20 protein-coding genes, 1 tRNA gene and 1 other RNA gene are annotated in these 23,510 nt (G+C 69.3%); 18 read left to right on the forward strand and 4 right to left on the reverse strand.

The genetic code is table 11. From position 1 onward, the window contains the following. Positions 1–148 precede the first annotated feature (148 nt). From UA74_RS00905 to UA74_RS34095, 14 genes are all read left to right on the forward strand, one after another. Positions 149–1,705: an ABC transporter substrate-binding protein gene (locus UA74_RS00905; protein ID WP_232237588.1), complete on the forward strand. Its 1,557-nt coding sequence runs from the start codon at positions 149–151 to the stop codon at positions 1,703–1,705. Between the two features lies 1 nt (position 1,706). After that, complete coding sequence (locus UA74_RS00910) at positions 1,707–2,642, forward strand: ABC transporter permease (protein WP_157433924.1); 936 nt, start codon at positions 1,707–1,709, stop codon at positions 2,640–2,642. Beyond that, entirely contained in the window at positions 2,639–3,538 is a 900-nt protein-coding gene (locus UA74_RS00915) for an ABC transporter permease (RefSeq protein WP_075738036.1), read from the forward strand. Before UA74_RS00910 ends, UA74_RS00915 begins: the two co-directional genes overlap by 4 nt. Then, entirely contained in the window at positions 3,535–4,341 is an 807-nt protein-coding gene (locus UA74_RS33235; RefSeq protein WP_075738038.1) for an ABC transporter ATP-binding protein, read from the forward strand. Before UA74_RS00915 ends, UA74_RS33235 begins: the two co-directional genes overlap by 4 nt. Continuing rightward, positions 4,338–5,186: an ATP-binding cassette domain-containing protein gene (locus UA74_RS33240; RefSeq protein WP_075738040.1), complete on the forward strand. Its 849-nt coding sequence runs from the start codon at positions 4,338–4,340 to the stop codon at positions 5,184–5,186. The genes UA74_RS33235 and UA74_RS33240 overlap by 4 nt, the downstream gene beginning before the upstream one ends. After that, entirely contained in the window at positions 5,183–6,136 is a 954-nt protein-coding gene (locus tag UA74_RS00930; protein ID WP_075763694.1) for an aldo/keto reductase, read from the forward strand. Before UA74_RS33240 ends, UA74_RS00930 begins: the two co-directional genes overlap by 4 nt. 23 nt (positions 6,137–6,159) lie before the next feature. Next, entirely contained in the window at positions 6,160–6,927 is a 768-nt protein-coding gene (locus UA74_RS00935) for an HpcH/HpaI aldolase family protein (protein WP_075738044.1), read from the forward strand. Continuing rightward, positions 6,924–8,108 (forward strand): sialidase family protein, encoded by a 1,185-nt coding sequence (locus UA74_RS00940; RefSeq protein ID WP_075763696.1) that lies wholly within the window; start codon positions 6,924–6,926, stop codon positions 8,106–8,108. The genes UA74_RS00935 and UA74_RS00940 overlap by 4 nt, the downstream gene beginning before the upstream one ends. Then, complete coding sequence (locus UA74_RS00945; RefSeq protein ID WP_075738048.1) at positions 8,105–9,046, forward strand: phosphoglycerate dehydrogenase; 942 nt, start codon at positions 8,105–8,107, stop codon at positions 9,044–9,046. Before UA74_RS00940 ends, UA74_RS00945 begins: the two co-directional genes overlap by 4 nt. Positions 9,047–9,073: 27 nt before the next feature. Then, complete coding sequence (locus UA74_RS00950) at positions 9,074–10,234, forward strand: enolase C-terminal domain-like protein (protein WP_075738050.1); 1,161 nt, start codon at positions 9,074–9,076, stop codon at positions 10,232–10,234. Further along, positions 10,234–11,640 carry an Nramp family divalent metal transporter gene (locus UA74_RS00955; protein ID WP_075763698.1) on the forward strand — a complete coding sequence of 469 codons (1,407 nt, stop codon included), beginning with the start codon at positions 10,234–10,236 and terminating at the stop codon, positions 11,638–11,640. Before UA74_RS00950 ends, UA74_RS00955 begins: the two co-directional genes overlap by 1 nt. Before the next feature lie 379 nt (positions 11,641–12,019). Beyond that, positions 12,020–12,361, forward strand: coding sequence for a hypothetical protein (locus UA74_RS00960; protein ID WP_157433925.1), 342 nt, complete (start codon positions 12,020–12,022; stop codon positions 12,359–12,361). Positions 12,362–12,440: 79 nt separating this feature from the next. Then, positions 12,441–12,992: a DUF3558 domain-containing protein gene (locus UA74_RS00965; protein ID WP_198042895.1), complete on the forward strand. Its 552-nt coding sequence runs from the start codon at positions 12,441–12,443 to the stop codon at positions 12,990–12,992. Between the two features lie 40 nt (positions 12,993–13,032). Beyond that, positions 13,033–14,385: a hypothetical protein gene (locus UA74_RS34095; RefSeq protein ID WP_157442134.1), complete on the forward strand. Its 1,353-nt coding sequence runs from the start codon at positions 13,033–13,035 to the stop codon at positions 14,383–14,385. A 341-nt stretch (positions 14,386–14,726) separates the two neighbouring features. On the opposite strand, the gene UA74_RS00970 is transcribed toward UA74_RS34095, so the two are convergent. The 4 genes from UA74_RS00970 to UA74_RS00985 all read right to left on the reverse strand — a co-directional run bounded on the left by UA74_RS00970 (position 14,727) and on the right by UA74_RS00985 (position 18,580). Further along, a tRNA-Ser gene (locus UA74_RS00970) sits at positions 14,727–14,811 on the reverse strand. 189 nt (positions 14,812–15,000) lie between these two features. Then, positions 15,001–16,032 (reverse strand): ABC transporter permease, encoded by a 1,032-nt coding sequence (locus UA74_RS00975; protein WP_083682828.1) that lies wholly within the window; start codon positions 16,030–16,032, stop codon positions 15,001–15,003. A 14-nt stretch (positions 16,033–16,046) separates the two neighbouring features. Continuing rightward, on the reverse strand, positions 16,047–17,549 hold the full coding sequence (locus tag UA74_RS00980) for a sugar ABC transporter ATP-binding protein (protein ID WP_075738058.1): 1,503 nt from the start codon (positions 17,547–17,549) through the stop codon (positions 16,047–16,049). Then, a complete protein-coding gene (locus UA74_RS00985) occupies positions 17,546–18,580 on the reverse strand; it encodes a sugar-binding protein (RefSeq protein WP_075738060.1) in 1,035 nt (344 codons plus the stop codon). Before UA74_RS00985 ends, UA74_RS00980 begins: the two co-directional genes overlap by 4 nt. A 434-nt stretch (positions 18,581–19,014) precedes the next feature. Here UA74_RS00985 and UA74_RS00990 point away from each other — a divergent pair, with 434 nt between their 5' ends. The 4 genes from UA74_RS00990 to UA74_RS01005 all read left to right on the forward strand — a co-directional run bounded on the left by UA74_RS00990 (position 19,015) and on the right by UA74_RS01005 (position 23,506). Next, on the forward strand, positions 19,015–19,986 hold the full coding sequence (locus UA74_RS00990) for a glycoside hydrolase family 43 protein (RefSeq protein WP_083682830.1): 972 nt from the start codon (positions 19,015–19,017) through the stop codon (positions 19,984–19,986). Between the two features lie 259 nt (positions 19,987–20,245). After that, positions 20,246–20,340: signal recognition particle sRNA small type (gene ffs, locus UA74_RS00995), an RNA gene on the forward strand. 206 nt (positions 20,341–20,546) lie between these two features. Then, complete coding sequence (locus UA74_RS01000; RefSeq protein WP_083682831.1) at positions 20,547–22,772, forward strand: DNA polymerase III subunit gamma and tau; 2,226 nt, start codon at positions 20,547–20,549, stop codon at positions 22,770–22,772. Positions 22,773–23,143: 371 nt separating this feature from the next. Next, positions 23,144–23,506, forward strand: coding sequence for a YbaB/EbfC family nucleoid-associated protein (locus tag UA74_RS01005; RefSeq protein WP_232237589.1), 363 nt, complete (start codon positions 23,144–23,146; stop codon positions 23,504–23,506). The last annotated feature ends 4 nt before the right edge of the window (positions 23,507–23,510 follow it).

A 23,510-nucleotide genomic window follows, 5' to 3' on the forward strand; every position in this document is an offset into this window, starting at 1 on the left:
CCTCTCGGCCCGATCTGTCACGTGTTCTGCGCGAATCACGCTATCGGTGTTGCGCATATCACGCAAGCGTGCCTAGGGTGGCGCTCCAGCAGGTGGTGCTCCACGGGCGACGGCGCCCGAGGGCAACGGAGGTTGGCGAATGCAGACAATGATGTCCCGGAGAACGCTGCTCAAGGCATTGGGCGTCGCAGGCGGCGCCGTAGCCGCAGGTGCGCTCTCCGGATGTGCGGGTCCTACCGGCGGACCGCCGCCCGGCTCGGTGACGCTCGGCCTCAATCGGTCGCTCGTCTCGCTCGACAACAAGCTCAACCAGTTCGACGCCGCGGTCACGGTGCAGCGTGCGGTCCGGCAGGGCCTGACTCGCATCGGCCCGGACCTGGCACCGATCCCGGTGCTGGCCGATCGCTTCGAGTTGACCGCGCCGACCCAGTGGACGGTGCGGCTGCGGGAGGACGTGCGCTACTCCGACGGCACTCCGCTGGAGATCGCCGACATCGAGACGGCGCTGGCGATGTACCAGCAGGTGAGCGGCTCTTACCTGGCCGCGTTCTTCCCGGAATGGCCTGCGGTCGTGCCCATCGACGAGCGCACCTTCACCCTGGAGACGAACCGCCCGCTGCCCGTCCTCGACTACCTGATGGCCAACGTCCTGATCACGCCTGCGGCCGCCAACGTCCCCGAGGAACTCCAGTCCGGCGTCGGCAGCGGCCCCTACACCGTCACCGCCTCGAACCGGGGCACCGGCGACTACACGCTGCGCCGCAACGAGAACTACTGGGCCGACCGACCTCGGGTCGACCAGGTGCAGGTCCGGTTCATGCCGGAGGAGTCCAACCGCGTGGTCGCGCTGCGCTCCGGCGAGATCGACATCATCGACACGATCAGCCCCGACTCCGCCGAACAGCTGCGCGGGCTCGCGGACATCCAGATCGACCACGTCAAGGGCACCCGGCTCAACCAGCTCTTCTACAACTTCCGCAAGCCCGAGGACCATCCGCTGTCCAGGGCGTCCGTTCGCCAGGCGCTGTCCTTCGCGGTGGACGGCAGACGGCTCGCCGAGGACATCCTCGCCGGCTCGGTGGAGGCCGCCCGCGGGCCGGTGGCCGAGACGCTCAACGGATCAGTCGTGTGCGGCGAGTACACCTACGACCCCCGGCGGGCCAAGCAGATGCTGGAGGCCGAGGGGATCGCCGACGGCGATCTCAACCTCACGTTGATCTGGGAGACCGGCGAGTTCGCCAGCGACACCACCGTCATGGAGGCGGTGGTGCAGATGCTCGGCGACGTAGGCGTGTCGGTCCGGCTTCGGCAGTTCGAGCCCGGCGGCGACATCTCGGAGTGGCGGCAGGGGCGCGGCGGCGACTGGGACATCCTCGGCAACGGCTATGCCTCGCCGGTGGGCGCCGCGCTGCCGATCCTGCAGGGGATGTACGGCGGGACCCCGGAGCGAGAGCGCACCCGCGACACCTATCACGGCTACGTCAACCCCGAAGTCGTCGCGCTGCTCGACGAGGCCTACGCGGAGGTCGACCCCGACCGGCGACAGGTGATCACCGCCGAGCTGCAACAGGTCGTGTGGGACTCCTGGCCGAGCATGTGGGCCTTCGTCCCGAACTCGGTGCTCGCCTACCGGACTCGAATCAGCGACGTGGGACTGGAACCGACCAACTCCTACGAACTCGCGCGCATCGGGCTGGAGGCGTGAGGTGATCCGATACGTCCTGACCCGACTCGGCCAGAGCGTCCTGGTCGTCATGCTCACCGTCTCCACCGTCTTCGTGCTGATCCGGATGGCGCCCGGCGACCCGGCGACGGCCTTCGCCGCGCCGAACGCCACCACGGAGGACCTGGCCGAGATCCGCACCCAACTCGGCCTCGACGGCTCCATCCCCTCCCAGTACCTGACCTTCCTCGGTCAGTTGTTCACCGGGGACCTGGGCACCTCGTACTCGTTCCGCGCGCCCGCCTTCGAGGTCGTGCTCGACCGGGTGCCCTACACGATCACGCTGGCCCTGGCGGCGATCCTGTTGACCGCGCTCATCGCGCTGCCACTGGGCATCTGGATGGCGAGCCGAGCCGACACCACGCGGGAGACCGGCGCGAACATCGCCACCGTCGCGGCCCAGTCCATGCCGGAGTTCTGGAGCGGCATCATGCTGCTCACCGTCTTCTCCGTCCTGATCCCGGTGCTGCCGTCGTCCGGCTTCACCACCTGGGGCGGGCTGGTGCTGCCCGCGGTCACCGTCGCGCTGCTGCAGATCGCGTTGATCTCCCGGCTGGTTCGTCGCGAGATGGTGACCAACCTGACCTCGCCCTATCTGACGGTGGCCCGCGCACACGGCTTCGGCGAGCGTCGGCTCGTCTGGGGCTACGCGCTGGGCAACTCGATCATCCCGGTGCTCACCGCGCTGGGCACCCGATTCGCCGCGATGCTCAACGGCGTGGTCGTGGTGGAGGTCGTGTTCGCCTGGCCCGGTGTCGGCTCGCTCGTCGTGCGGGCGTTGGAGACGCGCGACTATCCGCTGATCCAGGCGACGGTGCTGGTCACCGCCGCGCTCGCGATCCTCGTCCAGCTCCTCATCGACCTGGTGTACCCGCTGCTCGACCCGCGGGTTCGGCTCGGAAAGGCCACGGCGCGATGACCACGACCTCACCTGAGACCCGGCCGAGCCGGGTGACCGCCCGACAACTGCGCGACGCGGGCGTCGCCCGCCGCGCGCGCACCGCCAAGGCCAAGATCCGTATCGGCGCCGTGCTCACCGCGCTCGTCGTGCTGCCGATCCTGCTGGCCGACCTGCTGCCGCTGCCGGATGCCAACGAGCAGGACCTCGGCAGCCGCCGCCTGCCGCCGCTGACCGACGGGCATCTGTTCGGCACCGACCAGCTCGGCAGGGACCTGCTGGCCAGAGTCCTCGACGGCGGCCAGGTCTCCGTCCTCATCGGCGTCCTCGCCGTGGTCGTCTCCGGCCTGATCGGCCTCGTCGCCGGGGCGGCGGCAGGCTACTTCGGCGGCTGGGTCGACGCGGTCGTCTCCCGGCTGCTCGAAGCGCAGATGTCGTTGCCGCTGCTGATGATGCTGCTGCTCGTGGTGGCCCTGTTCGGTCCGTCGATCCCGGTGATCACGGCCGTCATCGCGATCGCCCAGTGGCCGGAGGTGGCGAGGCTGACCCGTTCGATGGTGATGGTCGAACGTGAGAAGCCGTACGTGGACGCCGCCCGCACCCTCGGACTGACGCACTCCGGCGTGCTGTTCCGGCACCTCGTGCCGAACGTCATCCGGCAGACCAGCCTCGTCGTGCTGCTACTGCTGGCGCAGGCGGTGCTCTTGGAGAGCGCACTGAGCTACCTGGGCGCCGGGCCGGAGCGCCCGTACGCCACCTGGGGTCGGCTGATCTCCGACGGACAGGACTACGTCACCACGTCGTGGTGGCTGGTGACACTGCCCGGTCTGATGATCGTGCTGCTCGTGGTCGGCGTGAACCTGCTCGGCGACGGGCTCCGCGACCGCCCGCGCGCGAAGAAGGGAGCCACGACATGAGCAGGCTCGTGGAGATCGAAGACCTTCAGATCGAACTGGTCACCGCGCACGGGGTGGTGCGCGCGGTCGACGGGATCTCACTGCACATCGACGCAGGCGAGACCGTGACGCTGATCGGCGAGTCCGGCTCCGGGAAGTCGACCACGGCGATGGGCCTGCTGCGGCTGCTGCCTGCGGAGCTGGCCGTGCTCTCCGGCAGGGCGCTGCTGGCAGGCCATGACGTCGTGGCCGATCCCGCGTCGATCGCCGCACTCCGAGGCCGGGTCGTCGGGCTGATCCCGCAGGACCCGATGACCGCACTGAGCCCGGTGGAGACGATCGGCCGCAGGCTGACCGAACTGGTGCGACTCCACAACCCGGGCACCAGCCGCCGGGCGGGTCGGGACCAGGCCGCGACGCTGCTGGACCGCGTGCGCGTCCCCGATCCCGCGTGGCTGCTCGACCGCTATCCGCACCAGCTCTCCGGCGGTCTCCAACAGCGAGTGCTGATCGCCTGCGCGCTCACCGGCGAGCCGGAGCTGCTCGTCGCCGACGAGCCGACCAGCGCCCTGGACGTCACCGTGCAGGCGGGCGTGCTCGAGGTGCTGATGGAACTCCAGGAGCGGACCGGCGTGGCGATCCTGATGATCACCCACGACATCGGCGTGGCCCGCCTGGTCTCCGACCGGGTGCACGTGATGCGGGCGGGTCGGTTCGTGGAGAGCGGAGAGGTCGAACAGGTGGTGGACGCCCCGAGCCATCCCTACACCAGGGAACTGCTGGCCTCGGTGCCTCGGCTCGTCGCGAAGGAGGAACGGGCATGAGCGAGACCCCGATCCTGTCCGTGCAGAACCTCGTCGTGGAGTTCCCCGGCACGGGCGGCGCGATCCGCGCGGTCTCGGACGTCGGATTCGACCTGCACCGGGGCCGCACGGTGGGCGTCGTCGGCGAGTCCGGCTGCGGCAAGAGCACCATCGCGCGCAGCATCGTCCGCCTGCAACGGCCCACCGCCGGCCGCATCCTGCTGGACGGCGTCGACATCACGCAGCTGTCCGAACGCAGGCTGCGGCCGATGCGGGCCAGGGTGCAGATGATCTTCCAGGACCCGTACGCCTCGCTCGATCCGCACTTGGACGCAGGCGACATCGTCGGCGAGCCGTTGAAGCTGCGCGGCGTCCGCAACGCCTCGGAGCGTCGACGCGCGGCGGCCGAGCTGCTGGCGCGCGTCGAGCTGCCAGCGAAGGCGCTCGGGCGGCGGCCCGGCGAGTTCTCCGGCGGCCAGCGGCAGCGGATCGGCATCGCCAGGGCCCTGGCCTGCCGTCCCGACGTCCTGGTCTGCGACGAGGCCACCAGTGCGCTGGACGTCTCCGTGCAGGCCCAGGTCCTTCGGCTGCTCCAGGACATCCAGGCCGAGACCGGCGTGGCCTACGTGGTGATCTCGCACAACCTCGGCGTGGTGCGCGAGCTGAGCGACGAGGTGCTGGTGATGCGCCGGGGACAGGTCGTCGAGCACGGCCCGACGCATCAGGTGCTCACCGCGCCCGCCGCCGAGTACACCCGCGTGCTGCGCGACGCGGCACTTGATCCGGCGGCGATCACCGGTCGCAAACCACGACACCTGCTGGCCGCGATCCGCGCGGGCGGCTCCGAAGAGGAGAGGATCGCATGACCATCGGCACACCCAGGCTGGTCCTGGGGACGATGACGTTCGGGGACACCGTCTCGGCGACGGACGCCCAGCGGCTGCTCGACGCTGCGCTCGACGCCGGGATCACCGACGTCGACACCGCGAACGGCTACGCCAAGGGCACCACCGAGGAGCTGCTCGCGCCGCTGATCGCCGCGCGCCGCGACCGGATCACGCTGGCCACGAAGGCGGGCATGCCGCATCCGGACGCAGGAGATCACTCGCCGCTGTCGCCTGCCGGTCTGCGGGCGAGCGTCGAGGGGAGCCTGCGCAGGCTCGGCGTCGACCACATCGACCTCTTCTACCTGCACCAGCCGGACGCCGCCGCCCGGGTGGAGGACACCATGCGGGCCGTCGCGAAGCTGGTCGAGGAGGGCAAGATCCGCAGCCTCGGCGTGTCGAACTTCGCGGCGTGGCAGATCGTCGAACTGAACCGGGTCGCCGACCAGCTCGGCACGCCCGGCCCCGTCATCGCCCAGCAGCTCTACAACCTGCTGGCCAGGCGGATCGACGAGGAGTACGCCGCGATGGCCGCCGCGACCGGGCTGGACACCGTGGTCTACAACCCGCTCGGCGGCGGCCTGCTCACCGGACGACACCGCTTCGAGAGCACCCCCGGCAGCGGGCGGTTCGGCGACTCCGTGCTGGCCGGGATGTACCGGCAGCGCTACTGGGATGCCCAGCTCTTCGAGGCGGTCGACGCGCTGACCGCGATCGCGGACCAGGCCGGTCTGCCGCTCACCGAGCTCGCCCTGCGCTGGCTGCTGTCTCGCCCGGTCGTCGACGCCGTCCTGCTCGGCGCCTCCCGGCTCGACCACCTCACCTCGAACATCGACGCGCTGGGCCGAGGCCCGCTGCCCGACGACGTCGTCGCCGCCTGCGACGAGGTCGGTGCCCGGCTGCGTGGACCCATGCCCGCCTACAACCGCTGAGAACGAACAGGAGCCCCACTTCCATGAGCGCACTCGACTTCGCCCGCCGCATCCGAGGTCGGGAGCAGGCCGTCGGCTACTGGGTCGTGCTGGACGATCCGATCGCCACCGAGCGGCTCGCCCGACTCGGCTACGACTACGTGGCCGTCGACGCCCAGCACGGCCTGGTCGGGTACGAGGGCATCCGCAACGCGATGCTCGCCATCGACGCGGGCGCGACCTCCGCCGCGATGGTGCGGGTCGAGCAGAACGATCCCTTCGCCATCGGCCGGGTGCTCGACGCGGGTGCCACCGGCGTCATCGTCCCGCTGATCGACACGGCCGAGGATGCGGCGGCCGCCGTGCGCTCCACCCGTTACCCGCCGCACGGGCGCCGGTCCTACGGCCCGATGCGGGCTCAGCTCCGCGTCGGCCCGACGCCCGCCGTCTCGGACGAGGCCACGCTGGTCCTGGCGATGATCGAGACGCCGGAGGGCCTGGCCAACGTCGCGGAGATCTGCGCGACGCCGGGCCTGGACGGCGTCTACGTCGGCCCGTCCGACCTTCGACTCGCGGTCGGCGGCGCCACCTCGACCGACCCGGCCGTCGACGGTCCCTTCGAGGAGGCCGTCACCAGGATCGCCGAGGCCGCCGCAGCCGCCGGGATCGCCGCGGGCATCCACACTCCCGGCGGCGAGGTCGCCCGGCGTCGACTTGCCCAGGGCTACACCTTCGCCTCGGTGGCCTGCGACCTCGTGCACCTGGAGCAGGCGGCGAAGGCCCACCTGAGCGCCGCGCGAGGCGAGCAGTGAGCACCCTGCGCGAGACGGGGCCGGGGCTGGCGGAGGCAGGCCTCGTCGCCCCGGTCGCGCAGTCCCATGCGGCGAACCTCGCCGTGCTGCCCGACGGCGACCTCGGCTGCGTCTGGTTCGGCGGCACGCAGGAGGGCGTGCACGACATCCGGATCTGGTTCGCCCGGCTGGCCCAGGACGGCACGACGTGGTCCGACCCGGTCGCGTTGACCGACGACCCGGAGCGCTCCGAGCAGAACCCGTTGCTCTTCCACGCGCCGGACGACAGCCTCTGGCTGTTCTGGACCGCGCAGCACGCAGGCAGGCAGGACACGGCCGAGGTACGCGTCCGCCGGTCCACCGACAGCGGTCGCAGCTGGGACGAACCGCGTGTCCTGCTGCCCGCCGACGAGGTCGGCGGCGTGTTCATCCGCCAGCCCGTGCAGGTCACCGCCGAGGGCACCTGGCTGCTGCCGTCCTTCTCCTGTCGGGCGCCCGCGACCGGGACCTGGTCCGGTGGCGAGGACACCAGCGCGGTCTACGCCAGCACCGACGGCGGGACGAGTTGGAGCCGACACGACATCCCCGGCAGCCGAGGCGCGGTGCACATGAACGTGCTGCCCGCCGAGGACGGCTACCTCGCGCTCTATCGGAGTCGCTTCGCCGACGCGATCCACGCCAGCACCTCGCCGGACGGAGTGCGCTGGACCAAGCCCGTGCCGACGGCACTGCCCAACAACAACTCCTCGGTGCAGGCGACCCGGCTCCGCGACGGCAGGCTCGCGCTGGTCTACAACGCGAGCAGCGCGGCCGACGCCAGCCATCGTCGCGCGGGCCTCTACGACGAGGTCGACGAGCACGGCGCGCTGGGCGGTCGGGAACGGCCCGCCGTGGCCGTCGACCGGGACACCTCCGGGCAGGCCGAGGATCGACAGGCCTTCTGGGGCGCACCCCGGGCGCCGATCGCGCTGGCCACCTCGGCCGACGACGGACGCAGCTGGCAGCGGCATCCGGACCTGGCCCAGGGCGAGGGCACCTGCCTGACCAACAACTCCCGCGACGGGCTCAACCGCGAGCTGTCCTACCCCTCGATCGTTCAGGACGCGCGGGGTCGGGTGCACGTCGCCTACACCCGGCACCGCTCGTCCATCCGGCACGTCCGCATCGAACCGGACTGGCCGGGCTGGCAGGAGACACGATGAGCCTGACCCTGATCACCACCCCGACCTTCGGCCGCTACTCCTCGACGCCGTGGGACCTGCTGCGCGACGCCGGAGTCCACGCCGAGCGTCCTCGCGACGACGGGCCGCTGCCCCGCGCCGACCTGCTGGATCGAGTGCCTGCGGCCGAGGCGTTGATCGTCGGGCTGGACCCGATCGACCGGGCGGTGTTCGAGGCCGCGCCCCGGCTGAAGGTCGTCGCGAAACACGGCGTCGGCTACGACAACATCGACCTCGACGCCGCCCGCGACCACGGTGTACGGGTGGTCTACGCGCCCGGCAGCAACTCGCGGGCCGTCGCCGAGCTGACCTTCGGCCTGCTGCTGGACGTCGCGCGCGGGATCTCGGCGAACGACCGAGCGGTCCGGGCGGGCGGCTGGCCGAAGACCTTCGGCGTCGAACTGGCGGGCCGCAGCCTCGGCGTCGTCGGATTCGGCCGGATCGGCAGGCTGATGGCCGGTTACGCCGCCGCCTTCGGGATGACCGTCGTGGCACACGACCCCTTCGTGCCCGCCGACGGCTTCGGCGACGTCACCTCGGTCGACCTCGACGCCGCGATCGACAACGACGTGGTCAGCCTGCATCTGCCCGCCGTGCCCGGCTCCGGCCCGCTGCTCGATCGCACCCGGCTGGAGTCGATGCGGCCCGGCGCGATCCTGCTCAACGCGGCCCGAGGCGGACTCGTCGACGAGGCGGCGGCGGCGGAGCTGCTGCACAGCGGGCACCTGGCAGGCGCAGGCTTCGACGCCTTCGCCGTCGAGCCGATCGGCGACAGCCCGTTGTCGACGGCGCCGAACGTGGTGCTCACCGCGCATATCGGAGCGTGCAGCCGGGAGGCCAACAAGGCGATGGGCATCGCCGTGGTCGAAGGCGTGCTGAGCGTGCTCGGCGGCGGCGAGCCGCGTCATTCCGCCTTCTAGAAGGCCAGAACACCGAAGAGGACCAGCATGAAGATCGAGCGCATCAGGATCGACAAGGCCAAGTTCGACATGGTCGACTTCGCCAAGCACCCGACCGGCTTCTCCCTGGTGTACGAGCCGGGCAGCCGCAAGCCGACCAGCGCCTACGCCATCCGCATCTACACCGATGAAGGCGTGACCGGCGGCTACGTCGGCGGCAACGCGATCGCCGCCGCGCAGGTGCGCATGTTCGGCGACTACCTGATCGGCAAGAACCCGTTGCAGCGCGAGCTGATCTACAACGACGTCAAACGGCAGCTCCGCAAGTTCGACAAGATGGGCATGGGCTTCGTCGACATCGCGCTCTGGGATCTCGCCGGACACGCGCACGATGCCTCGATCCGCACGCTGCTCGGCGGCTGGAAGACCCGGCTGCCCGCCTACGCCTCGACCGCTGCGGGCGACCGCAACGGGGGACTGGACAGCCCCGAGGCCTATGCGGACTTCGCGGTGGCCTGCAAGGACCTCGGCTACCGGGCCTACAAGCTGCACGTGTGGGACGAGTACGAGGTCGCCGAGGTCGTCCGGACCATCACGAAGGTCCGCGAGGCGGTCGGTCCCGAGATGGACCTGATGCTGGACCCCGGCTGCAAGCTGGAGACCTTCGCGCACGCGGTCCAGGTCGGCCGCGCCTGCGACGAGGCGAACTTCCTGTGGCTGGAGGACCCGTACAAGGACACCGGCATCTCGATCTTCGGTCACAAGCGGCTCCGTGAGCTGATCCGCACCCCGCTGCTGCAGACCGAGCACGTGCGGGGACTGGAGCAGCACGTCGACTTCGTCGTCGGCGGCGGAACCGACTTCGTGCGGGCCGACGCCGAGTACGACGGCGGCATCACCGGAGCGGTGAAGATCGCGCACGCCACCGAGGGGCTCGGACTGGACGTCGAGCTGCACACCCCCGGCCCGGCACAGCGGCAGCTGATGGCCTCGCTGCGCAACACCAACTACTACGAGATGTCCTTCGTCCACCCGAAGTCGAGCGAGATCGGCCGCAGCCAGCTCGTCTACGCCGACGACTACCGCGACGGACTCACCGCCATCGACTCCGAGGGCTGTGTGCCGGTGCCCGAGGGCAACGGACTCGGCGTGACCTACGACTGGGACCTCATCGAGGCGAACACCGTCGAGACAGTGGAATTCTCCTGATGACCAGTACGACGGCCGGACCGGAGCAGCGCGATCTCTACGCGCTGCGTGCCGAAGACGTGCAGGAGCCGCCCACCACCTTCCGGGGTCGGCTGCGGTATCTCGGGCCGGGGATGATCCTCTCGGCGGCGGTGGTCGGCTCCGGCGAGCTGATCCTCACCACCTCGCTCGGTGCCCGGGCGGGCTTCGCCTTGATGTGGCTGATCATCGTCGCCACGACGGTGAAGGTCTGGGTGCAGATGGAACTCGGGCGACTGACCGTCTTATACGGACGGCCTGCGCTGGAGGCGTTCAGCGACGTCGCGCCCCGGACTCGGCGAGGCAGCTGGATCAACTATCTGTGGATCGGCATGGACTTCGCCAAGATGTTCCAGCGCGGCGGGATCATCGGCGGGACGGCGGCGGCCTGCTCGATCCTGTTGCCGATCGTCGGCGAGCCGTTGAGCCGGGAGTCCACCACGGTCTGGTGCGTGGTGATCGTGGTGGTCACGATCGCGATCCTCCAGAGCAGCAAGTACTCCATCGTCGAGACCGCCTCGGTGATCGCGGTGGCGATGTTCACGATGATCACCGTCGGGCTCGCCGTGGCCCTGCCCTTCACCGAGTTCGGCTGGAACATGGGCGACATCGCGGGCGGGTTGGAACTGGCCGTGCCCGTGGGGGCACTGGGGCTGGCCGTCGCGATGTTCGGCTCCACCGGCGTCGGCGCCGACGAGATGACCACCTACACCTACTGGTGCATGGAGAAGGGCTACGCCCGCTGGACCGGGCCTGCCGACGGCACCCCCGAGCGGGATCGACGGGCCGAGGGCTGGCTCAAGGTGATGCGGTTGGACGTCGCGGTGTCCTGGCTGGTCTGCACCGTCTGCACGGTGGCCTTCTACATCATCGGCGCGTCCGTGCTGCATCCGCAGGGCCTCGTGCCCGAGGGCAACGAGATGATCACCACCCTGTCGCGGATGTACACCGACACCATCGGCGGCTGGGCGGAGATCGTGTTCCTGCTCGGGACGATCGCCGTGCTGTTCTCGACCAACATCGGCTCGACGGCCAGCGTCCCGAGGCTCTGGACCAACACCCTGGGCATCATCGGAGTCCTGGACTGGAAGAACCCCGAGGTGCGCCGCAAGACGATTCGGCTGCTCACCTTCTGCTTCCCGCCGCTGTGGGCGTCGTTCTACCTGTTCGTCCAGTCACCGGTGCTGATGGTGCAGATCGGTGGCATCGGGTCCGGCATCTTCCTGGTCGCCGTGGTCATCGGTGTGTGGTATCTGCGGGCCAAGGAACCGGACAAGCGGTTCCGGCCCAATCCGTTCATCACCGGGGCGCTGGTGGTGAGCAGTATCGCAATCATGACCCTGGGGGTGTACTCGGCGTTGGAGGTGTTCGGCATCTCGATCGGATAAGGCGGGCCGGGGTTCACCTCCCCGATGCTGAACACTCAGGAGAGGCCTCCGGCGACGGGGGCCTCTCGTACTTTTCACCAGCTTCTCCGGGGCTCGAGCGTGTCCAGTTCGCTGCGGGGAGCATGGCGAGTGCCGACACCGACGTTCGCAGGTGCCGAGAGCAGCCGTAACTCGTGCACGGGCGGTTGCCTGCGCAACGGCCAACTGGTCATACGCAGGCACCGGGTCGCCCGACTGCGCCAGATGTGTGATCTTGGCCGTCGGCTGCAGACAGTGGCAGACACGCTACGGAGTGCCTGTTAGCTTCGATGCGGAGATCGTGGACGCCGACCGTGGGGACGGGCCGCTCACGAGCACGCGACGGGGAGGGGCGGCACTCATGTCTGACGGCTACGAGATAGACCTCGAGCGAGCGCCACAGATTTTGGCGAATCTGAAAGAGGCGCGGTGGGAGGTTATGCGGCTCCTCACGGCCGCTGGCCAGCTCGCAGCAATAAGCTTCCGCGGATCTGACATGGTCAGCAGGCATGCCACGGCCGAGATGCATGCGTTGACATTGGACCCGGCCAATGGATCACTGTTCCAGGCGGTGGAGTCGTATTTGCAGGCAATTGATGATCAGATTGCCAGCCTGGAGCAAACGCTCCTGAACTATCACACAATCGAAGAGCTCAACTCGATTACTGGTGTTCCCATAGGAATGTCAGAGGTGGGGGATTGATGGTAGTGATAATCCGATACCTCTAGGATGTATGGTGAATAGGACTTCGCGAGGTTTCCTTGCCTCATTTTTCATCACGATGGTGACAGTCTCTATTGGTGGGTGTGCACAAGAGCAACAAGGCAATGCTTCACCCACTGAAGTGGAGGTCAATGAAAGTATGTCGACCGAATCACCTCTTCCTGTGGAAGCTTCTTTGGCTCCAGGTGTCCCAAGCCCGAAGAATATCGACGGCTTGGCTCCATGCGATTTTCTGACATCGGATCAGGCGGCAGACTTGGACCTTCCCGCCGCAGGGCAGGAGGGTGCAACGCTGGCTGGATCTCCTGAGTGTCGGTGGGGGGATGTCAACGTAGGACTCACGGTGGCAATCTACGTTGAGACACACGATCTCAACCTATCTGGAATATATTCCCAAGAAGACAGTTTTGCGGTCTTTGAGCCCACGGAAATTGCCGGGCACCCAGCGGTCATGACCAGCCGGGTTGAAAGTAATTTCGGTTGCGATACTTACTTCGGGGTGAACGATGATCAACTGATCGTGGTAAGTGCCAACGTTGGCAGTCGCGATGACCTGGAGCCGTGCGAGTGGGGATCAAGCGTTGCCGCTGCAATGGCCGAGAACCTTTAATGTAAAGATGATTTAATCTCGAGTGTCTTTGAAGGGGGAGATGGTGAGTTATCAGCCGAAGTCAAGTCATTATAGTTGGGATCACACCAATGCTCAGGCGATCTCGGCTGCACTGAAATCCGACCCGGATGGCGCAGATCCCGGGCTCATGAAAAGCACTTGGGATCACATAGCTGATCGATTCCTGGCAGTGGGAGAGTACATCGAATCATCGATGGCTGTCTCCCGGGAACTGTATCATGGTGCTGCTTCTGACCAGTTCAGGAATTCTTCCTCGCCTCTTGCTGTGTATGCCATTGAGGCCAGGGATCAGGCGGCCCAGGTGGCGATGGCAATCCAGGCGCAAGCTGCCTATCAAGCGGTGGCGAAGGCGATCGTTCCCATTGGATCGCCGAAGCCCGAAAAAGGATTTATTGATTCCATAACCTTTGGTCTCAATGGCCATAATGATGAAGTGAAAAAATACGATGAAGAAAATCAGCGCGCACGCGATGTGATGACTCATTACCAATCCAGTACAAATTCGACTCTTGTCGCATTGCGCGGTTTTGATCCCCCTGTGAATACGCGTGTCACCATCGCCGACCCCAGCCTACGTCGGGCTGATGACGGGATGCCGTCGACGTTCGGGGATTCTTCGCTGCCCGGTGGTGGCACCGACGGCGGTGGGTCCGGCGTGCCCGGTGGCGGGTCCGAGGGCGGCTCCCATGGCGGGAGTCACGGCGGGGGCGATTACGGCGGCGGCTCCGGTGGGTCTGGTGGCAGGGGCGATGGGCCCGGCTATTCGGCTCCGCCCACGATCGGGCCTGACTTCAATAGTCCCGGTCCGGTTCAGCCTTCTCCGATCGGTGCGCCGCTCGGGCCGCCGAACGCTGGTCCGCCGCCCGGATACTTCGGTCCGCCCGGCGGCGGCCCTGTCCCGCCTAGCGGTTTCGGTGCGCCGCACGGCCCCAACGGCAACGGAGCCAACCCCGGTGGCCGAGGACCCGGCGGCGTTGGCGGTCACGGCCCGGGTGGCCCTGGTGGCTGGCCCGGCGGCTTCGGCGGTCTTGGCGGCGGACCCGGTGGCGGTCGGATCCCCGCAGGTTTCGGGCCTGGCAGCGGCGGTGGTTTCGGGCCTGGTAGCGGCGGACCCGGCGGTGGCTTCGGGCCCGGTGGGTCTTCCGGCGGCGGGCGGCTGCCCGGCGGCTTCGGGCCCGCAGGCGGTGGCGCAGGCGGGATGGGCGGCGGTGTGGCAGGCGGCGGCGGTGCTGGTGGCCGTGGTGGCGCTGGCGAGGAGGACAAGGAACACCAGCGCGCCGACTACCTCATCGAGATGGATGACGTCTTCACCGACGGCACCAAGGTCGCACCGGCCGTCTTCGGCGACGAGCCTCCCTCGGGGATCCGGTAGGTCGTCGCGGAGCGAACCGCGGCGGTGTCCACGTACCTGATCGACCGTACGACCGGTATGAACATGGCGTCGGCGAGGCGGTTCAGGATCGCGAAGTCGCGGCATCCTCGGCGGCACCGTCCCCGCCTGAACGGAGACGAGGCGTCATCACGTGGGTGTGCCGCGCAACTCTCCAGCACGGGTGTGGTGCCGTGCCGTCCTCGAATGCCGACGCGGTGATGTTCCCGGAAAGGGAATTCGTCTGCTGGCCCGCTGCGGGATGTTGCCCCGCATCCATGGCGCCAACCTCGAAAACCAGCAGTGGCCCGAGCGCATGGATACGCTCGGGCCACTGGTCTGGGCGGAGGATACGGGATTCGAACCCGTGAGGGTTTTAGCCCAACACGATTTCCAATCGTGCGCCTTAGGCCGCTCGGCCAATCCTCCGAGAGAGACTCTACCCGATCGGGTCTGCAGGCCGTAAACCGCCCCGGACCTGCACGGATGCGGAGGCGCTTGCCGGGCACAGTCGAGCCTCGCTGACCTCGGGTGCGTTCCTGGCCATCGGTTGAGAGTTGTCCCACCGCAGCGGGACGGCCGTGCGGCGGGCCCGCCAGGCAACGGGCCCGCCTTGGGTCAGCCTGTGGGCACCACCGACCGCCGGGAGCGGTACTCGTTGAGCATCACCGCGAGGATGATCACCGCGCCTTGGATCGCCTGCTGCCAGTATGCGCTCACCTGGAGGGCGATCAGGCCGTTGGTGATGACGCTGAGCAGCACCGCACCGAGCACGGTGCCGAGGATGGTGCCTCGCCCGCCGAAGAGGCTCGCGCCACCGATCACCACGGCACCGATGGCGGTCAGCTCGTAGCCGACCCCGGCGCTGGGCTGGGCGACCGAGAGTCGGGCGGTCTCCAGCAGGCTCGACAGCGCAGCCAGCGAGCCCGCCGTGGCGTAGACGAAGAGCTTGACCCGTTCGACGCGGATGCCGGACAACACGGCGGCGGGCTCGTTCGAGCCGGTGAAGTAGACGTGGCGGCCCAGCGTGGTCCGGCTCAGCACCAGATGCGCCGCCACCGCGACCACGGCCGCGATCCACACCGGGATCGGGATGCCCAGCCAGGAGCCCTGGCCCAGCGCCAGGAACGGCGGGGCGAAGCCCGTCTGGGTCGAGCCGCTGGTCAGGCCCAGCGCCAGTCCTCTGGCGATGCCGAGCATGCCCAGGGTGATGATGAAGGGCGGCACCCTGGTCAACACGATCAGCACGCCGTTGAGCACGCCGCACGCGAGGCCGGTGAGCAGCGCGAACGGGATGGCCACCACGTAGGGGAGATCCGCGACGATCACCCAGTATCCGGTGGCCACCGAGGTCAGCGCGACCACCGAGCCCACGGACAGGTCGATACCGCCGGTGGCGATCACGAAGGTCACTCCGACGGCGATGATCACCACGAGAGCGGCCTGCCTGGCCACCACCACGAGGTTGTCCAGCGTCACGAAGCTGTCGGTTCGCACCGCCAACAGGACCAGTAACGCGATCAGCACCAGCACCAGGCCGGACTCCCGCGCCCGCAGCGCCCGCTGCCAGAAGGGCGCCGCCGAGGGGGTCACCGCCTGCTCGACCCGGGCGGGAGGGTCCGGTGGTGTCTCGGACTTCGTCTCAACCATGGATGGACTCCTCCTCAACCGGCGGATGCCGTGGTCACACCGGTGGCCAGCGCCACCACCGTCTCCTCGGTGGCGCTCGCCGCGTCCAGCTCGCCGACCGAGCGTCCCTCGTGCAGGACGACGATCCGATCGCTCATGCCCAGGACCTCCGTCAGCTCGCTGGAGATCAACACGATGGCGACGCCCTCGGCGGCCAGGCCTCGGATGATGCGGTAGATCTCGGCCTTCGCGCCGATGTCCACGCCTCGGGTCGGCTCGTCGAGCAGCAGCACGGTCGGGTTCACCGCCAGCCACTTGGCCAGCGCCACCTTCTGCTGATTCCCGCCGGAGAGTGCCCCGGTGATCGACCCGACGTCGGGGCAGGCGATGCGCAGGTCGGTGCGGAACCGCTCGCCGAGTCGTCGCTCGCGCGCCGCTCGGAACCACCCGCCCGGCGCCACCTGCTCCGGGACCGTCACGGAGATGTTGTTTCCGACGGACTTGTCCAGGAACAGCCCGGACAACGCGCGGTCCTCCGACAGATAGCCCAGACCCGCGCGCACCGCCTGCCGGGGATGTCTGAAGGTCACCGAGGCGCCGCGCAGCCGGATCTCCCCCTCGAAGCGGGCGGCGCCGAACACCGCCTTGGCCGTCTCCGTGCGGCCGGAGCCGACCAGACCCGCCAGGGCGACGATCTCGCCCGCGCGCACGCGAAAGGAGACGTCGTGGACACGGGTCCCGCTGCGCAGTCCGCGCACCTCCAGGACCACCTCGTCGCGGGCCGCGTCGGAACGTTCGCCGTAGAGCCGGGTGATCTCCCTGCCCACCATGCGGGTCACCAGCGCGTCCGAGTCGGTCTCGGCCACGGCAAGGACGCCGTTGTGTCTGCCGTCCCGCAGCACGGTGACCCGATCGCAGACCGCGAAGATCTCCCGCATCCGGTGGCTGACGTAGATCACCGACACGCCGGAGTCGCGCAGCCTGCGCACCACGTCGAGCAGCAGGTCCACCTCGTCCTCGGTCAATGCCGAGGTCGGCTCGTCCATCACCACGATGCGGGCCTTCGCGGCCAGCGCCCTGGCGATCTCGACGAGCTGCTGTCGAGCCAGCGACAGGGTGCTCACCTCGGCCCACGGGTCGACCGCGACGCCCAGTTCGGCCAGGGCCGCCGTGCTGCGCCTGGTCATCTCGGCTTTGTCGAGGAACCCGAGCCGCGTCGGCTCGGCCGCCACCAGGATGTTCTCGGCCACCGAGAGGTCAGGGGCCAGGGTCAGCTCCTGGTGGATGACGGCGATGCCGTTGGCCTTGGAGACCCGAGGATCGGTGATCCGGATCGGCTCGCCGGACAGCTCGGTGGTCCCCGCGTCGGGGAGCACCGCACCGGCGAGGATCTTCAGCAGCGTCGACTTGCCCGCGCCGTTCTCGCCGACCAGGCCCATGACCTCGCCCGCGCGGACCTCGAAGTCCACCTCGTCCAGGGCTCGCACGCCCGGATAGGTCTTCACGACCCCGGTCATGCGCACGGCCGGGCTCGTCATGAGACGACCTGTTCGAAGTCGTCCAGCGTCTCGAGGGTGACCGCGACGACGCCGGTGTCCAGTTCGGTCTCGTCCGGCGTCTCGCCGTTCGCCATCGCCACCAGCATCTGCAGGCCTGCGGCCGACATGCCGTAGGGCCGCTGGGAGACCAGGAGCTGGATGCACTCGGCCCGCATCAGGTCTCGGGACTGCGGAATGGCGTCGAAGCCTGCCACCAGCACCTCGCCGCAGCGGTTCTGCTGCTGGAGCGCGACGGCCGCGCCGGGGGCGTCGCCGCCGTTGACCCCGATGATCGCTCGGACGTCCGGGTGGACGGACAGGATGGCCTCGGTGCGACTGGTCGCCTGCGCGAGGCTGTCGTTGGACTCCTCGATCGCGACGATCTCCATGTCCGGCTCGGCCTCGATCACCTCGCGGAGACCGGTGAGTCGCTGTTGGGAGTTGACCGCGCCGAGCGAGCCGACGATGACGGCGACCTCGCCCTCACCGCCGAGTTCTTCGACGAGGTTCTCGCCGAAGGTGCGGCCCGCCTGGGTGTTGTCGGTGCCGATATAGCCCTGCACGTCGCTGTCGGGAACGGGGGAGTCCCAGGCGATCACCTGAATTCCTGCATCCCGGGCGGCGGAGATGGTGGCCTGCACCGAGGCGGGGTCATTGGGGGATATCGCGATTCCCGCAGGTCTCCGGGATACGGCCGCCTCGAACATCTGCACCTGCTGACCGACGTCGGTCGTCTGCGGGCCGATGAACTCGGCGCTGACGCCTAATCGTTCCGCAGCGGCGGACATCCCCAGTCTCGCGTCGTCCCAGTACGGGTTGTCCAGGGATTTGGGCAGGAAGATGTAGAGATCCTCCGAATCACCCGTGACGTCGGGAATGCCCAATTCGGCGGCCAGGTCCGCCGCGTCCTGTTGACTCGCGTCATCGGGGATCGCATCACGCTGTTGTGCCAGATAATCGGAATTGGAGCCGCAACCGGTCGCGACGAGGGCGACCAGGACGACGGAAACCGCGAGCGGGAACGGTCGCACCCTCGCACATCCCTTCGGTGACCACGCTGTTCCGAGATATCGGATGCTGTCCGAGATACTGTCGCAAAGCTAGGCCAGTCGTGAGTGGTCGTCAAGAACCGGATTCGCGGTCAGGACTATGCGGCTAGGCCGTTCGGCCGAGCAATCACGTCGTCGGGCCTGCTGGGAACGCGGGAACAACGCAGGGACACGGTGCGGCGTGCTGCGGGGCGAGCCGGCTGGACGTCGGGTTCCGGTCCGCTGTGACCGGCGCACGCCGCATTCATCCCGGGATTCCGACACGGATTGGTCGCGGCAGGGGTGCCCGGTCGTCATACCGACGGGCTAACCGTCTCACTCATCCGGCTCTTGTCCTGCGACTCGGGACCCGGCTGATCTCCCAACGGGCGAAGGTGAATCGCGAGGTGATCGGTCCGGTGTGAAGGAGCTGCTCGATGCACGAACGACGTCGAAAGCCCGCGGTGCTGCTCACCGCCCTACTGCTCTGGGCGGGAGTAGTCATGTCGGATGCCGCTGCGGCCGAATCCGCAGGCTCGGCACGTGGTGCCGCCGTCTCTGATGCTTCGCCACGCGGCGTCTCGGTATCTGATGCTTCGGCACCCGATCCCTCTGTGCCGCAGGACTCCGAGTACGTCTTCACCACCTTCCACTACGACAGCGAGACCGATCTGCACATCTATCGGTCCGCCGACGCACTGAACTTCGAGGCGCCCGCCGCGCCCGCCTACACGCCGACGAACAGTCTGCTGCGGGACCCGAGCATCATCAGGCATCGAGACGGCCGCTTCTACGTCGTGCACACCACCGGCTGGGACACCACGAACTTCGCCATCGCCGTCAGCAGTGACCTGCGCTCCTGGCAGCACCTGACCACCGTCGAGGTACCGGTCGCAGGCACGAACAACACCTGGGCGCCGGAGTTCTTCGTCGACCCGGTGGACGGCTCGGTGAGCGTGATCGTCTCGCTGGCGGCCGAGTACCGGACGGCCTTCCGGCCTTATGTGTTCACGGCGCTGGATTCGTCGCTGCGGCGGTGGAGCAGCCCGGCGGCCATGGCGGGCATCGCGCCGAACTACATCGACACCTTCGTGGTCTACCACCAGGGCGAGTACCACGCGTTCACCAAGAACGAGACCGACAAGCGGATCGAGCACGCCGTCTCGCCGAGGCTGGCGGGGCCGTATGAGTTCGTGCAGACCGGCGACTTCGCGGGCTGGGGACGGGCCGAGGGCCCCGCGATCACGACCCTGCCGGACGGCCGCTACCGGATCTACATGGACGCCTACACCTCGGACCGGTTCCTCTACAGCGACAGCTCGGATCTGTACGAGTGGACGGCGCCGCGAGAACTGCCGGGCGGGCTCTCCGGCTTCGTTCGGCACGGCACCATCCTGCGGCTGAACTGAGCGGCCGGTCGACGCGCGGCGAGGCGCCCGGTGCTTCGGGCGGCTCGCCGCACCGATGGTTCGGCGGCTCGCCGCTGTAGCGATCGGTCGGCTCGGCGTTGTAGCCATTGGGCGGCGGCGTTGTAGCCGCTGGGCGGCCCGCCGCTCTACCCGCTGGGCGGCCCGCCGCTCTAGCCATTGGGTGGCCCGCCGCTCTAGCCATTGGGCGGCCCGCCGCCCCCCGCCGCCCCGCCTCGCCGACGAAGGTCGCTACACTGTTCGAGGACCCCGTGCGGCGTCCATCCTGTGAACTCCCCCAGGGCCGGAAGGCAGCAAGGGTAAGCGGGCTCTGGCGGGTGCACGGGGTCCCCTTTGCGTCTTCACGCCGTTCTCGGCCACGCCGTGCGCCCCGTTGTCCGGGTTGCGCCGTGGCGGGCATCACCCGCCGGGATTCGGCGCTCCGGCGACGGCCGTCGCCGAACTCCGAGTCACGACACGACGACCGTGCGTGCCTCCCCGCTCTCGTCGCCGGTCGACAGGCTTGTCACAAGCCTGTCGGAGCGGCCGCGTAGCCTCGTCGTGTGGCGCTGGCCCTTTACCGCAAATACCGTCCGGCGACCTTCGCCGAGGTCGTCGGTCAGGAGCATGTCACCGAACCGATCCGCACGGCGCTGTCAGCGGGCCGGATCAATCACGCATACCTGTTCTCGGGGCCGAGGGGCTGCGGGAAGACCTCGAGCGCGCGCATCCTGGCGCGCTCGCTGAACTGCGTCGACGGTCCCACCCCCGACCCGTGCGGAACGTGCTCCTCCTGTGTGGCGCTGGCCCCGGAGGGCTCCGGCAACGTGGACGTCGTCGAGCTCGACGCCGCCAGCCATGGCGGGGTGGACGACGCGCGTGAACTCCGGGACCGGGCCTTCTACGCGCCCGCCGAGTCCCGCTACCGCGTGTTCATCGTCGACGAGGCGCACATGGTCACGACGCAGGGCTTCAACGCCCTGCTGAAGATCGTGGAGGAGCCCCCGGAACACCTGATCTTCATCTTCGCGACCACTGAGCCGGACAAGGTGCTGCCCACTATCCGCTCGCGCACCCATCACTACCCGTTCCGGCTGATGCCGCCCGCCACCATGCGGAGCCTGCTGGAGCGGATCTGCGCGGAGGAGGGCGTCGCCGTCGAGCCCGCCGTCTACCCGCTGGTGATCAAGGCGGGCGGCGGCTCCGCACGGGACACCCAGTCGGTGCTCGACCAGCTTCTCGCGGGTGCCGGGCCGGCGGGGGTCACCTATCAGCGTGCGGTCACCCTGCTCGGGGTCACCGACGCCGCGTTGATCGACGAGATGGTCGACGCACTGGCCGCCTCGGATCACGCCGCCGTCTACGGGACGGTGGACCGGCTGGCCGATGCGGGACACGACCCCCGCCGCTTCGCCGCCGACCTGTTGGAACGGCTTCGGGACCTGGTCCTGCTCCAGGCGGTCCCGGACGCCGCTGCGCGCGGCCTGGTGGACGTTCCGGCCGATCAGCTCGCTGTGATGATCCGCCAGGCGCAGCAGTTCGGCGCGGGCACCCTCGCCCGGTTCGCCGAGGTCGTGCACGCCGGGCTCGGCGAGATGCGCGGCGCCACCGCGCCGAGGCTGCTGCTCGAACTGCTGTGTGCTCGGATGCTCCTGCCCGCCGTCTCCGACACCGAGGCGGCCGTGTTGCAGCGGCTGGAGCGGGTGGAGCGGCGGATGACCGTCGCGGCTCCGGTCGCCGACACCGTGAGCCCGGCTCCCCGCCCGGCCGCCGCCCAGCCGCCCGCCGCAGCGCCGCCGCAGACCGCGCAGCCGCCCGCCGCGCCGAGAGTCGTCCGTCCGTCGGAACGCGTCGTCGCAGGGCAGCCGCCCTCGGACGCGGCTGCGGACGTCGACGCCGCGCGGGCCGACGAGCCGCCGCGCCCGGCCGTCCAACGGCCGACGATCCAGCGTCCTGCGGTCGAGGCCCCGGCCGAGCACGCCGGTCCGACTCGATCGAGCGGGCCTGCGGCCGAGGCGACCGCGCCGGACGTCGTCGAGTCCGCGCCCGCCGCGCCCGTGGCGGAGCAGTCCCCGCAGGCGGCGGAGGCCGCAGGCGGCATCGACGCCGCCGCCGTCCGGCGAGTCTGGACGACGCTGCTCGGTGCGGTCCGGGACCGGAGCCGAAGCCTGGCCGCGATGCTGTCCGACGCCACGGTCCATGCCGTCCAGGGCAATCTGCTCGTGCTCACGCACATGTCCGCCCCGCTGGCCCGGCGCCTGGCGGACAGCAAGAACTCCGAGGCGATCGCCTCGGCGGTGAACCAGGTCCTCGGCGGGGCGTGGCAGGTGCGCTGCGCACCGACGGACGAGGTCGGTTCGATCGCGCCGGGCCAGTCCCCGCCGAGTCAGGCCGCGCCGCCCGTGCGGGAGGCGCCGCCGCGCCGCGAGGTGCCTGTTCGGCCGTCACGATCGCCGGGGGGCGAGCAGCCCGCAGGCGAGGCGCGCCCTCGCCGGGTGGACACCGTCGACGCGGACGGGGTGCCGCTGCCACCAGAGCCGCCGGACATGGAGCCGCCGGAACCCGACCCCGCCGACTCCCGGTTCGCCGCCGAGCCGACTCGCCCTCGGCCCGACCCCGCCCCGCCGGATCGCCCCCGGGAGGCTCGTCCGACGGCCGCCGCCGGATCTGGCGACACCGGATCGAACACCGTCGGATCGGCCGCAGGGTCGGATCGGCCGCAGGACCCGATGCGACAGGCCGAACAGCTGCTCACCCAGGAGCTCGGTGTGAGCAGGCTTCGTACCTGACAATCGCCCGGCGGCGGGCAGGCGAGCGGTCGGCTTCGGCCTGTCGAAGACGGTTCTCGTCGGTCTCGTATGCCAGGCTCGTTCCCGACTGATCGACTGCTCGGCGGGCGTACCCCGGCGGGCACGGGCTTTCGACGACCGGGCCGGTCAGGGGTACCGGCGGCGACTCGACGGCGGCGGTACCGCCCCGTCCTGCCGCCGCTGACCGCGCGAGGCTCGTCGAGAACACGGCAGGGCGCACCGAGGGCGGCCGGTGCAGGGCGGCGCCATCGCCACGCCGCATCGGAGCGCGCAGAACACGCCGTAGGCTGACGAGCAGTCCCCGCCCGTCGTGGAGAGGAACCAGACAAGTGCAGCCCGGTGGACCCAACATGCAGCAGATTCTTCAGCAGGCACAGCGAATGCAGCAGCAGGTGCTCGCGGCTCAGCAGGAACTCGCCGAGGCCGAGGTCACCGGCAGTGCGGGCGGCGGCCTGGTGACCGCGACCGTCAACGGCTCCGGCGAGCTTCAGACGGTGAACATCGATCCGAAGGTCGTCGACCCCGACGACACGGAGACGCTCGGCGACCTGGTCGTGGCGGCGGTGCGAGACGCGAACCGGCAGGCCCAGGAGCTGGCACAGCAGAAGCTCGGCCCGGTGGCAGGCGGACTCGGCGGTCTGGGCGACCTCGGCGGCCTCGGTGGTCTCGGCGGCGGAACCGGCGGCCCGGAACTGCCTGGATTCCCCCAGTAGCCGA

It is taken from the genome of Actinoalloteichus fjordicus (assembly GCF_001941625.1).
GTDB lineage: Bacteria > Actinomycetota > Actinomycetes > Mycobacteriales > Pseudonocardiaceae > Actinoalloteichus_A > Actinoalloteichus_A fjordicus.

Coding starts and splice junctions, on each gene's coding strand:
- UA74_RS00905 (WP_232237588.1), top strand. CDS start 149: ATGATGTCCCGGAGAACGCTGCTCAAGGCATTGGGCGTCGCAGGCGGC.
- UA74_RS00915 (WP_075738036.1), top strand. CDS start 2,639: ATGACCACGACCTCACCTGAGACCCGGCCGAGCCGGGTGACCGCCCGA.
- UA74_RS33235 (WP_075738038.1), top strand. CDS start 3,535: ATGAGCAGGCTCGTGGAGATCGAAGACCTTCAGATCGAACTGGTCACC.
- UA74_RS33240 (WP_075738040.1), top strand. CDS start 4,338: ATGAGCGAGACCCCGATCCTGTCCGTGCAGAACCTCGTCGTGGAGTTC.
- UA74_RS00930 (WP_075763694.1), top strand. CDS start 5,183: ATGACCATCGGCACACCCAGGCTGGTCCTGGGGACGATGACGTTCGGG.
- UA74_RS00935 (WP_075738044.1), top strand. CDS start 6,160: ATGAGCGCACTCGACTTCGCCCGCCGCATCCGAGGTCGGGAGCAGGCC.
- UA74_RS00945 (WP_075738048.1), top strand. CDS start 8,105: ATGAGCCTGACCCTGATCACCACCCCGACCTTCGGCCGCTACTCCTCG.
- UA74_RS00950 (WP_075738050.1), top strand. CDS start 9,074: ATGAAGATCGAGCGCATCAGGATCGACAAGGCCAAGTTCGACATGGTC.
- UA74_RS00955 (WP_075763698.1), top strand. CDS start 10,234: ATGACCAGTACGACGGCCGGACCGGAGCAGCGCGATCTCTACGCGCTG.
- UA74_RS00960 (WP_157433925.1), top strand. CDS start 12,020: ATGTCTGACGGCTACGAGATAGACCTCGAGCGAGCGCCACAGATTTTG.
- UA74_RS00965 (WP_198042895.1), top strand. CDS start 12,441: ATGGTGACAGTCTCTATTGGTGGGTGTGCACAAGAGCAACAAGGCAAT.
- UA74_RS34095 (WP_157442134.1), top strand. CDS start 13,033: ATGGTGAGTTATCAGCCGAAGTCAAGTCATTATAGTTGGGATCACACC.
- UA74_RS00975 (WP_083682828.1), bottom strand. CDS start 16,032: ATGGTTGAGACGAAGTCCGAGACACCACCGGACCCTCCCGCCCGGGTC.
- UA74_RS00980 (WP_075738058.1), bottom strand. CDS start 17,549: ATGACGAGCCCGGCCGTGCGCATGACCGGGGTCGTGAAGACCTATCCG.
- UA74_RS00990 (WP_083682830.1), top strand. CDS start 19,015: ATGCACGAACGACGTCGAAAGCCCGCGGTGCTGCTCACCGCCCTACTG.
- UA74_RS01005 (WP_232237589.1), top strand. CDS start 23,144: ATGCAGCAGATTCTTCAGCAGGCACAGCGAATGCAGCAGCAGGTGCTC.